Raw genomic sequence first — 10843 nt, 5'->3', positions numbered from 1 at the left:
GCACCCGGCTGGATTCGCTGTATTTCTGTGTCACCGTGTTCACCACGGTCGGCTTCGGCGATATTGTGGCGACCGCTCAGCTCACCCGCGCGTTCGTGCTCGTTCAGATGGTGGCGAACCTGATCCTGATCGGGCTGGCGCTGCGTGTGCTGACCGCCTCGGTGCGGCTGCGGAGGCAGCAGTTGGGAAGGACCGACCGGCCCGGCCAGGATCCCGGCTCGCGCTGAACCGGAGCGGGGGCGCCCGCGCGCGACGCAGGCCGTGCCGCGGGGTCATTCCCGGTTACCCGTCAGTGCCGCCGGACGCGCGACGCCGATGGGCGCGCGCGGAATCCGGTCGGTGGCGAACAGGGCGGCGAGCGCGAAGAGCACGGTGACGGCCAGCGATACGCGCAGCGCCGCGTACTGGGCGGCGGTGTCGGCGGGCTCGGGGAGCGCCGCGATCAGGACCGATCCGACCAGAGCGGTGCCCAGCGAGGTGCCCAGGCAGGTCGCGGTGTTCTGCAGCCCGCCCACCTCCGAGGCCCGGGAATCGGGCACCGCGGCGGTGGTGACCGAGCCCAGCTGCGAGGACAGCGCGCCGAGCCCGAGGCCCAGAAAAATCATGGGAATCATGACGATTCCGGCATCGGCGCCCGGGCTCAGCCCGCCCATCAGCACGAGGATTCCGACGATGACGCTGGCGAGACCCAGCCGCACCACCGTGCGCGGCGCGGCGCGCGGGGCCAGCTTGGGGATCCCCACCGCCGCCAGCACCAGGGCCACCGACAGCGGCAGGATCCGCACCCCGGTGCCCAGCGCGGTGAGTTCGAGCAGCACCGAGAGAAACAGCGGCACCGTGAAGAACACGCCGCCCTGCACGAAGTACTGCGCGAAGAACAATCCCAGTCCGCCGCTCAATTGCCGGTCGCGCAGCAGATCCGGATCGATCAGCGGTTCGCCGCCGGTTTCGGTGAGGTGGGTCTGCCAGCGGAAGAAGCCGTACAGCACCGCGATTCCGGACAGAATCAGCCAGATGGTCGGCGAGAGCCCCGCCCAGCGCGGAGCCCCCGGGCGCGGCTGGACCCAGCCCCAGGCACTGGATTGCAGCACCCCGAACACCGCCGCGCTCAGACCCGTCACCGACAGCAGCGAACCGATCACGTCCAGGCGACCGGCATCGGCCTCGGTGTCGTGAATCCGGCGCAACAGCAACAGGATTCCCAGCACCACCACGACCTCGCCCGCGAACACGTACCGCCAGGAGAAGGAGGTGGTCACCGCGCCGCCGAGCAGCGGGCCCACCGCCACCGCGATGGCGCCGGCCGCGGCGATCAGCCCGTAGGCGGCGGTGCGCCGCGCGGGCGCGAAGTTCGCCGAGACCAGCGCGACGATGGCGGGCATGATCAGCGTCGCGCCCAGACCCTCGAGCAGCGACCAGCCGATCAGCAGCACGGTCAGATTCGGGGCGAGCGAGGTGGTCAGCGAACCCGATCCGTAGACCACCAGCCCGATCCCGAAGGCCCGCCGCCGCCCCAGCATCGCGCCCACCCGGCCGCCGGTGATCATCAAACTTGCCATGACCAGCGTGTAGAGCGTGATGGCGGTCTGGATTCCGGAGACCGGGGTGTCCAGATCCGCCGAGACCGCCGCCATCGAGACGTTCATGACCGAGCTGTCCAGGATCATCAGGAACTGGCCGCAGGCCAGGGTCGCCAGTACCGTGGCCGCGCGGTCCGGGTCCCGGTGGGTTCGATTGCGGCGCATGCTCGCCCGATCCGGAGCCGTTCGCCCGGCTCAGCCCAGGACCGTCCGTTTGACCTGTGCGAATTCGTCCTCGGTGAGCACACCCTGATCCAGCAATTTCTTGGCATCGGCCAGCTGGGTGGCGGTATCGGTGCGTGCCACCTGCCGGATGTAATCCTGGGTGGCTTCCTCGCGGCGCACCATATCGGTGGCCGAGCGCCCGGCCATATCGTTGCCCCGGGAGATGAGATAGACGAGCGCCCCGAGGAACGGCATGATCAGCAGAAACACCACCCACAGGGCCTTGACCCAGCCCGAGGTTTCCCGGTCGCGGAACAGGTCGGCGAAAATCGCGAAAAGCACCATCAGATATGCGATGAACAGGAAGCTCAGGATCAGAAACCAGATGAATTCCCAGAATGACATGTCCGACATCCCTTCTGTGCGCGTGTGTTCGATCCGCGTGTGTTCGATCATCGGTCGCCACCCGCACTGAATTCCTCATGCCTGGGGGATGATTCGCCTCGCCGCGCACCCCGATCCGGATTCCGCACCCGTCTCATTCGCTGTGGGCGAGGCGAATTCTTCGGCAATGGCGCAGATTCGGTACCGCTCTTGTTTCCTTCGGAGAGGGGTAGACCATGACGCACACGCTGAACGACGCGCCCCCGGAGCGCCGCCGCGCCACCGGCGGGGCGCTCGCCGCGGCCATTCTGATGGTGACCGTCGGCGTCCTCGACATCCTGCAGGGCATCTCCGCGGTCGCCGCCGACCAGCTCTACGTGGTCGGAGTCGCCTACATCTACAAGTACGACACCACCGGCTGGGGCTGGGTCCACATCGGCATCGGCGCGGTCCTGATCCTGTGCGGCATCGGCCTGATGAGCGGCACCCAATGGGGCCGGATCGCGGCCATGGTGCTGGCCTCGCTGTCGATCATCGCGAATTTCATGTGGCTGCCCTACTATCCGGCCTGGGCGATCCTGGTCATCCTGCTGGACGTGGTCGTCATCTGGGCGGTCGCCTCCTGGCAGCCCGAGTCGGCCTGACCGCGTGCGCCGGTCCTGGCTCGCGTCGCCGCGCGGCTATCGGCGACGCTGGTTGCGCACGGATCTGCTTGCGGGACTGACGATCTGGTCGGTGCTGGTGCCGGAGAGCTTCGCCTGCGCGCAGCTCGCCGGCGTCCCGCCCGAGACCGGGCTCTACGCCATGATCCCCGCACTGCTGTGCCACGGGGTGTTCGGCGGGCCGGAACGCGTTCCGGTGGGCCCGATTTCGGTGACCGCCGCACTCTCGGCGGTGATCGTCGCCCCGCACGTCGGCGGCGGCGCGGGTTTCGTCGCGCTGAGCGCGGCCCTGGCGCTGGTGGCCGGATGCGCGGGCCTGGTGGCCGGACTGGCCCGCCTGGGCTTCGCGGCCTCGCTCATCGCACCGCCGGTGCTGCGTGGCTTCACCCTCGGGCTGGTCGCGACCGTGCTGGTCGGGCAACTGCCGAAACTGCTGGGCCTGCCACCGGTTTCGGGCAGCGTCTGGAACCGCTGCGCCTGGATCGCCGGGCACCTGGGCGACATCGGCCGATCCAGCGCACTGCTGGGCGGCCTCGCTTTGCTCGCCCTGCGCGCGGGCAGGCGCAGGCTGCCCGCGCTGCCCATCGCCTTCATCGTGGTGATCGTGGCCGTGACCGTGTCGCGGTTGTGGCTGCTGGATACCCGGGGCGTAGAGGTGGTCGATCCGATCGACCGCGGTCTGCCGCTGCCCGCCTGGCCCGCCGGAATCGGCACGGCCGACCTGCTGGAACTGCTCGGCCCGGGGATCGCCGTGCTGATCGTCGGACTCGCCGAGGGCATGCGATCGATGAAAGGCGCGGTGCCACAGCCGAACCGGGCCGTGGATCCGAATCGGGAGCTGGTCGGCATCGGATTGGCCAACCTGGGATCGGGTGTGCTGTCGGGGATGGTGGTCGGCGGCAATCCACCCACCGCCGCCGTATCGGTGCGCACCCGTACCCGGCTCGGCATCCTGGTCGCCGCCGCGCTCGCGGTGCTGACCGTGCTGTTCCTGGCCGGACTCTACGAGCGGCTGCCCAGCGCGGTGCTGGCCGCCCTCGCCATGGCGGTGATGATCGAACTCGCCGACCCGGCGGCCGCCCGCCGCATGTACCTGATGTGGCGACAGCGCCGGGGCCGGGTCTACGAGCGTTCGGCCGCACCGGATTGCGCGGCGGCCGTGGCGACTTCGCTGGCGGTGCTCGCCCTGGGCGTACTACCCGGACTGCTGGCCGGGCTCGTGCTCTCGACCCTGCTATTGGCCCGCCGCGCCCGGCACTGCCGGTCGGTCGAGATGCAGTTGTGGCCACGCCCGGACGGAGTGCTGCTGGCGCAGTTGCGGACCGGGGTGTGCTTCGCGAACGCCGAGATCTTCGGCCACACCCTGCTCCACGCCTGCACCCCGCACACCCGGGCGGTGGAACTCGATGTGGCGCGATGCCCGGTGTTCGACACCACCGCCGCCGAGACCCTCGTCGAGCTCAGCGCCGAACTGGCGTGGCACGGCGTCGCGGTGCGGGTGGTCGACGGGGCACCGGCACCGTCCTGACCCGCGCTCAGCTCCTGGGATCGAGTAGGACCAAGGGGATTCGGCGGGTGGTCCGCCGCTGGTAGCCGTCGTAGCCCGGGTACGCGGCGACGACCTGCGGCCACCGCCGGTCGTGCTCCGGCGGGGTGAGCACGCGAGCGGTCATCGGCTGCTTCGGGCCGTGCTGGAACGACACTTCGACAGCGGGATCGGCGCACAGGTTGTGGTACCAATCCGGGGCGACGGCGTCGCCGCCGCGCGAGGCGACGATCAGATAGGTGTCGCCCTCGACGACGGGGACGGTGAGGATCACGGTGTGCGGCAGCCCGGTTCGTCGGCCGACGGTGGTGAGCGCCAGGGTGGGCATCTTCTTGAAACGGGTGCCGAGGCGGCCACCGCTGAGGTCGAGCAGCACGCGGTGCGCCGTGGTGACGGTCTTCAGATACATATCGGTGGCGGCGCGAAAGCGGCGGGCGTGCGGCACAGGGTGCTCCTCGGTCGGTCGGGATCGTCGGGAGCAATGGTCCGGGTCCGGCTTGTGAACGACCAGTGAAGCATCAGGACTCGAGGCGTCCGGCCGCGGCCGCGATCCACGTCGGGTTGCCGCAGCGCCGGGCGAGACGCAGTGCGGCCCGGTAGTGTTCGGCGGCCTGTGCGGCCGCACCGTGCCGGGCCGCCAGGTCGCCGAGGACGGTGTCGACCGGACCCACCGCGTAGGAACCGGTGTCGGCGCCAGCGAGGCGGTCACGGAAGGGCAGCAGTTCGTGGTAGCTCGCGGCGGCCTCCTCGGGCGTGCCCAGCGCCGCGACCCCCATGCCGCGCAGTGTCAGGAACAGCGACCGGAACAGCTTGTCGCGGATGGGCTTTGCCCGCCGCCGGACCTGTGCCGCCACCGTCCGATCGCCGACGGCGAGCAGCGCGAGGACCTGAAAATCCACCATGGCATCGACGGTCGTGGGAACGGCGCTGGCCGCGAATGTGCTGATCAATCCGGCCAATTCGGCGATGCGGCCCTGGTGCAGCCGCACCGCGAACAGCGCCATGGCCCCGACGCCCTCCGCATTGAGAATGCCTGCGCCGGTGATCAGTTCGTCGGCTCGGCGATAGTGCCGCTCGGCCAGGTCCGGGTCACCGGTCGCGAGGGCCAGCAGCCCGGCCGCCATGGCGCTGGCCACCTGCGCCTGCCGCCACTGATAGCGGTCGGCCAGCCCGGTGGCCGCGTCGAGATGCTCACGGGCGGTGGCGATATCGGCCGAGAATGCGGCGGCCTGCAGTGCGATCGTGTGGCCGAGGAGCAGGTGATCGCGGCGGCCGGTGCGCCGACCGACCTCGATCAGCTCGGCCCCCAGCGGGCCGCGGTCCGGCGAATCGTAGAGCGAGGCGCGGGCCTGGAGCGCGGGGGCGAGCAGGGCGTCGTCACCGAGTGCGCGGGCCAGGGCCTCGGCCTCCGCGGCTGCGGCCGCCGCGCGGTCGTCCGCGTCGCCGCCGATCTCGTCCACGAGACCGGCCAGCACCCCGGCTTCCACCGCGTCGAGAACATCGTCCTCGGAGACCTCGGCCGCGTGCACCAGCACCGCGACATCGAACTCCCGGCCGATCACCGCGGCCAGGCGCAGCAGCGCCACACCGGTCTCGGGCAACCGGGAGAGCCTGCGCCGCAACACGTCCCGCACTCCCTCGGGGACTTCCGAGGTGGCGACCAGCTCGCCTTCGCTGCGCAGCAGGCGCGCGACTTCGCTGAGATAGAACGGATTTCCGCCGGTGCGCTCGTGCAGGGTCCGGACCACCGCGGCCGCGGCGGCGCCGCCGGTCAGGGCGGCGATCAGGCGGCCGCTGTCCTCGATGTCGAGGCCGCGCAACCGAATTCGGGCGCGGCCGGCGGTGACCAGGGTGGCGAGCGCGCCGGTCAATGGCGGGGGTGCCTCGTCGGGACGGTAGCCGAGCACGACGAGTCCGGGCACCTGGGTCGCCACCGCGGTGAGCAGTGCCGCGGTCTCGGCGTCGCCCCGGTGCGCGTCGTCGAGCAGGATCGTCATCGGGCGGTCGGCGGCGACGGCGGTGAGGTAGCCGCACACCGCCCGGTGCAGCAGGAAACGGCCGTGGGCGCGGTCGGTGTCGGGTGAGTCGGAGTCCTCGGCGCTGCCGATGTCGTCGTCGAGCAGCGGAGTCAGGGCGGGCGCGAAGTCGCCGGGATCGTGCTCGCGGGCCAGGGCGCGCAGGATCTCGACCCATGGCCAGGCCGGGGGAGCGGCGTCGTCCTCCGGACACCGGCCGATCACCACCCGATGCCCGGCCGCGCGCAGGGCAGTGCCGAACTGTTGCAGCAGAGCGGATTTCCCGCTGCCCGCCTCGCCCGCTACGATCGCCACCCGCGCGCCGACGCCCGCGGCGGCTTCGTGTAGCGCGGCGAGTTCCGCGGCGCGGCCGAACAATCCGGGACCGGGTTCGGCCGAGGGGACGCTTCCGGGCGCCGACGGCCGCGCCGCGATCGTGATCGCGTTCTCGCGCAGTGGAATTCGTTGCGCGAGAATATCCGACTTCAGCCGGGTCAGGGCCGGACCAGGATCGATGCCGAGTTCGTCGGCCAGGACCGCGCGGGCCTGTCGCAGGGTGCCGAGCGCGTCGGCCTGGCGTCCGGACCGATAGCGGGCCAGCGCGGTCAGCCGCCAGGTCTCCTCCCACAGCGGGTGCTCGCTGCACAGCATCTCGGCCTCGGCCGCGGCGTGCGCCGGTTCGTCCAGGTCGAGCAGGGCGGCCACGAGTTTCTCGCGTGCGCCGAGCCGCAGCTCCTCCAGCCGGGCCGCCTCCGCGGTCGCCCACGGCTCCGCCGCGAAAGCGGCGTACGCGGGACCCCGCCAGGCGGCCAGCGCGCGTTCCAAGGTGCGCCGCCGCTCTCGCGGATCATCTTGCCGCCCAGCGGCGTCCAGCTCGGCGGCGAACAGCCACGCGTCCACCTCTTCGGTGGCGATCCGCAGCGCGTAGCCGGGGGTCCGGCTGATCAGCACGGTGGCGGGCGTGCGCGGCGCCCGCTGCGGCTCGAGCGACCGCCGCAGGTTGGAAACGTAGGCCTGTAGAGCGCCGAGCGCCCGCGGCGGCGGCGGTTCACCGCGCCACAGGTCATCGATCAAACGATCCACCGGCACGACCTCGCGCCGCGCGACCAGCAGGCGCGCCAGCACCCCGCGTTGCGTCGGACCGCCGAGGTCGAGTTCGCCACGTTCGTCCGCCGCGGTCAGTGCGCCGAGTACCCGGATACGAACCATGACGCGGCAAGTCTAAGGCGGGCTCACGTGCGGCGTCTTCCAAGTGGTCTGCAAGTCGCGGGCCGCACAGTGGCCGGGTTCCCGACGATGCAGGAGTACAGCATGAGCACCATCGGCACCGCGCCGGACCGACCCGACGCCTACGACATGATCGTGGTGCACAACGCCTTTCGCAGACACTTCGACGCACTGCCCGGCCTCGTCGCGGCGGTGGCATCCGGAGACGTCGAGCGGGCCCGGCGCCTGGTCGCGTTCCTGGACGAACTCGCGGCCGGTCTGCACCAGCACCACACCTGTGAGGACGAGCTCATGTGGCCGATCCTGCTCGAGCGCGCCCCCGCCGACGCCGCCTCGGTGCTGCGCATGGAGGAACAGCACGAGCGGATCGCCGAACTCACCGGGCGCGCCCACCGCCGCGGCATCGAATTCGCCACTGCCGCCGACCCATCGATCCGCGACCGGCTCGCGGCCACTCTCCGGGAGCTGGCCGACGCCCTCGACGAGCACCTGGCCGAGGAGGAACGACACATCCTGCCCGTGGTCGAGAACGTCATGACCGCACTCGAATGGCAGGCCCTCGGCGAACGCGGCCGCGCGCATATGCCCAAGGATCGCCGGCTGATCTTCCTGGGTTTCCTCCTCCAGGGCGTTCCCGCCACCGCCCGCCGAAAACTCCTCGCCGAAATGCCCTTTCCCGCCCGCCTCGCCTGGCGCCTGCTCGGCCGCCGCGCCTTCACCAAGGAATACCGCGAGATCTACCGCGCCGATCCGCAGTGGTAACCCGATCGGACTATTTCCGTCCCGCGTGGCGTAGCAGGGCTGCCGTGGCGGTCGCGGCCGGGCGGTCCGGATCCTGTTGGTAGACGGTGGTCGTGGTTGCGATCGTGCGGGCGCCCAGGCGGTCGATACGGGTGGTGGCCCGGATGTCGGGGGCGTCCAGGGTCAGTGGGCGGTGGTAGGTGATCGTCGGGTCGAGGACGGCTGCCGGGCCCGCGGCCAGGCGGGTGGCCTGTTCGAGGGCGAGTCCGGCGACGGCGACGGGGATGCCGCCGTGGGCTATGCCCCAAGGGTTGGCCATCCAGGCCGCGGTGGGGGCGGTGAGGCTGTCGGTGGTCGCGGGCTGGGTGCGGGCGGCGAGCAGGTCGGTCAGGGATGTCGGAGGGTGGACAGGGGTGATGGCGGTGCCGGGGTCGGTGGGTGCGATTTCGCCCGCGACGATGAGCATTCGGGTCGATGCGCGGGCGATGGGGCGGCCGTCGGACGTGGTGATCAGGGCTTCGCCGTAGACGGTGTGGTCGTCGAAGTCGACGATGCTCGCGTGCGCGTCGACCGTGGCGCCGGGGGCGGTGGCGGCGCTGAGCAGGTCCAGGCGCAGGGTCGCGGTACGAATGGCGACGGTGGGGGACAGCACGGTCTGGGTGGCGCGGCCGAGCGCGAAATCCACCAGGGGGCCGAGGGATCCGGCGAGATGGGTTCCGGTGCGGGCGGTTTCGAGGGGCAGCAGCTGGCGGGCATGCACTCGGCCCTCGGCGGTGGCGGGTGCGGTGATGTGGAAGCGGCGTTCGGTGGGCAGGGTGGGGAAGACGGAGACCTCGGCGGCGCGGGCGATCGGGTCGGGGGCCGCGACCGTGCGGGGTGGTTGTGCGGCAGGCGAAATCGCCGATGAGGTGGTGCTCGAGGTCATGGGTGGCCTTCCCTGCTGCGGGGGTAGCGCTCGCCCGGGATCGGGACATGCTTGCCTGGGGCGCGGTCGCGTCGTATCTTTTTGAATTGAAAATAGATTATATGAAGTAGGTCGGAGGTGGTGTTCTTGGATCTCGGGTTGGCCGGGGCGCGGGTGCTGATCACCGGTGGAGCATCGAATATCGGGCGGGGGATCGTGCACGGGTTCGCGCGCGAGGGCGCGCGGATCGTGCTGGGGGATATCGACAAGGCGCAGGCCGAGCGGGTGCGGGAGGAAGCTCTCGGGCTCGGGGCGGCGGCGGTCGAGACCGCGGTCGCGGATCTGACCGTCGACGGTGCGGCCGAGGCGGCCGTCGGCCGGGCCGTCGAGGCGTGGGGCGGGCTGGACGCACTGGTGAACAATGCGGGCTGGAGCGTGCCGAACTTCCTGGCCGAGGACACCGATCGGGCGCGCTGGCAGCGGCTGGTCGAGGTGAATCTGTTCACTGCCATCGCCTGCACCCAGGCGGCGATCGCGCCCATGCGGGCCGCCGGGGCCGGGTCGGTGGTGTTCATCGCCAGCGACGCCGCGTTCGGGCAGATCCGGCAGGGCGTCTACGGGGCGACCAAGGCCGCGCTGCTGGCCCTGGCGCGCACGACCGCTCGCGAGCACGGTCGCCACGGGATCCGCTCGAACGTGGTGTGCCCGGGGCTGGTCATTCCGGAGGGGCCCGAAGCCGTCGGTGCGGACAGTCTCTGGGCGGGCGGTCAGGACGCGGTGTTCAACGAGAAGCAGATCGAGTTCCTGCGCAGGGACATTCCGCTGCGCCGGCTCACGGTGGCGCAGGACATCGCCGACGCGGTGCTGTGGCTGTCCTCGGAAGCGGCGGCCCGCCAGGTGACCGGTCAGGTGATCTCGGTCAGCGGCGGGTACACCATGCCATGACCGAGACCAGGAGCGAGCAGGGCGCGGTGACCCGCGAGCGCATCCTCGCGGCGGCGGCGAAGGTGCTGGCGCGCAACGGCTATGCGGGCACCCGGCTGACCGATATCGCCGTCGAGGCGCAATTGCGCGCCCTGGCGCTGTACTACTACTTCTCCTCGCGGGAAGAGCTGATCGGCGAGGTCATGGTGGTCGGGCAGCGCTGGGTGCGCACCCACGTCGCCGCCGCGCTCGACCGGCTGCCGCCGGGGACCGCGCCGCTGGATCGGGTGGCGGCGGCCGTCGACGCACATCTGCGCGTGGAGCTGGAACTGTCGGAATTCGCGCGGGCGGTGACCCGCAACAGCGGTCAGCTGCCCGCTGATCTGCGCGCGCCCGTCGCCGCGGAAAGCGCGCAGTACCACGCCCTCTGGCGCGAACTGCTCGAGGCGGGCCGCGCCGACGGCTCGATCCGCGCGGATCTGGACCTGCGCACCGCCCGCATGCTGGTGATCGGCGCGCTGAACTGGGCCGCCGAATGGTGGGACGGGGAACGCGGATCCATCGACGGGGGTGATCGCCACCGCGCGCACCCTGGTGCGGCACGGTCTCGCCGCGCCGGACAGCGCCGCCCGCCGCTGACCCGGGCCAGAAATCGCCTGCGCACAGCCATGAACCAATAATTGAATCTGCTTTAG

The 10843-nt window shown here is 71.2% G+C and carries 11 protein-coding genes; 6 read left to right on the top strand and 5 right to left on the bottom strand.

Features of this window, described 5'->3' with window-relative positions; genetic code table 11:
- Nucleotides 1-227 (top strand): potassium channel family protein (locus NS2_RS22900; RefSeq protein ID WP_147207283.1); only part of this gene is annotated, 227 nt, incomplete at its 5' end.
- A 45-nt stretch (nt 228-272) separates the two neighbouring features.
- Here NS2_RS22900 and NS2_RS22895 read toward each other — a convergent pair.
- Both NS2_RS22895 and NS2_RS22890 read right to left on the bottom strand, forming a co-directional pair.
- On the bottom strand, nt 273-1745 hold the full coding sequence (locus tag NS2_RS22895) for an MFS transporter (RefSeq protein WP_033089407.1): 1473 nt from the start codon (nt 1743-1745) through the stop codon (nt 273-275).
- 30 nt (nt 1746-1775) lie between these two features.
- Complete coding sequence (locus tag NS2_RS22890; protein ID WP_033089417.1) at nt 1776-2150, bottom strand: SHOCT domain-containing protein; 375 nt, start codon at nt 2148-2150, stop codon at nt 1776-1778.
- A gap of 215 nt (nt 2151-2365) precedes the next feature.
- Between NS2_RS22890 and NS2_RS22885 the strand changes: the two genes are divergently transcribed.
- Both NS2_RS22885 and NS2_RS22880 read left to right on the top strand, forming a co-directional pair.
- The gene (locus NS2_RS22885) at nt 2366-2773 is read left to right on the top strand and encodes a DUF7144 family membrane protein (protein WP_033089406.1); all 408 of its coding nucleotides are present in this window, start codon (nt 2366-2368) and stop codon (nt 2771-2773) included.
- Nucleotides 2774-2777: 4 nt separating this feature from the next.
- Nucleotides 2778-4319 (top strand): SulP family inorganic anion transporter, encoded by a 1542-nt coding sequence (locus NS2_RS22880; RefSeq protein WP_071344062.1) that lies wholly within the window; start codon nt 2778-2780, stop codon nt 4317-4319.
- Nucleotides 4320-4326: 7 nt separating this feature from the next.
- Here the strand turns inward: NS2_RS22880 and NS2_RS22875 are convergent, their stop codons facing one another.
- Both NS2_RS22875 and NS2_RS22870 read right to left on the bottom strand, forming a co-directional pair.
- Nucleotides 4327-4782 (bottom strand): nitroreductase/quinone reductase family protein, encoded by a 456-nt coding sequence (locus tag NS2_RS22875; RefSeq protein WP_228102840.1) that lies wholly within the window; start codon nt 4780-4782, stop codon nt 4327-4329.
- 73 nt (nt 4783-4855) lie between these two features.
- On the bottom strand, nt 4856-7561 hold the full coding sequence (locus NS2_RS22870) for a BTAD domain-containing putative transcriptional regulator (RefSeq protein WP_147207282.1): 2706 nt from the start codon (nt 7559-7561) through the stop codon (nt 4856-4858).
- Nucleotides 7562-7663: 102 nt separating this feature from the next.
- On the opposite strand from NS2_RS22870, the gene NS2_RS22865 reads away from it, so the two are divergent.
- The gene (locus NS2_RS22865; protein WP_033089414.1) at nt 7664-8341 is read left to right on the top strand and encodes a hemerythrin domain-containing protein; all 678 of its coding nucleotides are present in this window, start codon (nt 7664-7666) and stop codon (nt 8339-8341) included.
- A gap of 10 nt (nt 8342-8351) precedes the next feature.
- Here NS2_RS22865 and NS2_RS22860 read toward each other — a convergent pair whose 3' ends face one another.
- On the bottom strand, nt 8352-9245 hold the full coding sequence (locus NS2_RS22860) for a PaaI family thioesterase (RefSeq protein ID WP_033089404.1): 894 nt from the start codon (nt 9243-9245) through the stop codon (nt 8352-8354).
- Nucleotides 9246-9371: 126 nt separating this feature from the next.
- Here NS2_RS22860 and NS2_RS22855 point away from each other — a divergent pair, with 126 nt between their 5' ends.
- Together NS2_RS22855 and NS2_RS22850 are read left to right on the top strand one after the other, a co-directional pair.
- Nucleotides 9372-10169, top strand: coding sequence for an SDR family NAD(P)-dependent oxidoreductase (locus NS2_RS22855; RefSeq protein WP_033089413.1), 798 nt, complete (start codon nt 9372-9374; stop codon nt 10167-10169).
- Nucleotides 10166-10828, top strand: coding sequence for a TetR/AcrR family transcriptional regulator (locus NS2_RS22850; RefSeq protein WP_228102839.1), 663 nt, complete (start codon nt 10166-10168; stop codon nt 10826-10828). Before NS2_RS22855 ends, NS2_RS22850 begins: the two co-directional genes overlap by 4 nt.
- Nucleotides 10829-10843: the final 15 nt, after the last annotated feature.

This window comes from Nocardia seriolae NBRC 15557, assembly GCF_007990715.1.
Classification (GTDB): Bacteria; Actinomycetota; Actinomycetes; order Mycobacteriales; family Mycobacteriaceae; genus Nocardia; species Nocardia seriolae.
The sequence above is the reverse complement of the archived record's forward strand: the minus strand, read 5'-3'. Positions and strand labels throughout refer to the sequence as shown.

Coding starts and splice junctions, on each gene's coding strand:
- NS2_RS22895 (WP_033089407.1), bottom strand. CDS start 1,745: ATGCGCCGCAATCGAACCCACCGGGACCCGGACCGCGCGGCCACGGTA.
- NS2_RS22890 (WP_033089417.1), bottom strand. CDS start 2,150: ATGTCATTCTGGGAATTCATCTGGTTTCTGATCCTGAGCTTCCTGTTC.
- NS2_RS22885 (WP_033089406.1), top strand. CDS start 2,366: ATGACGCACACGCTGAACGACGCGCCCCCGGAGCGCCGCCGCGCCACC.
- NS2_RS22870 (WP_147207282.1), bottom strand. CDS start 7,561: ATGGTTCGTATCCGGGTACTCGGCGCACTGACCGCGGCGGACGAACGT.
- NS2_RS22865 (WP_033089414.1), top strand. CDS start 7,664: ATGAGCACCATCGGCACCGCGCCGGACCGACCCGACGCCTACGACATG.
- NS2_RS22860 (WP_033089404.1), bottom strand. CDS start 9,245: ATGACCTCGAGCACCACCTCATCGGCGATTTCGCCTGCCGCACAACCA.
- NS2_RS22850 (WP_228102839.1), top strand. CDS start 10,166: ATGACCGAGACCAGGAGCGAGCAGGGCGCGGTGACCCGCGAGCGCATC.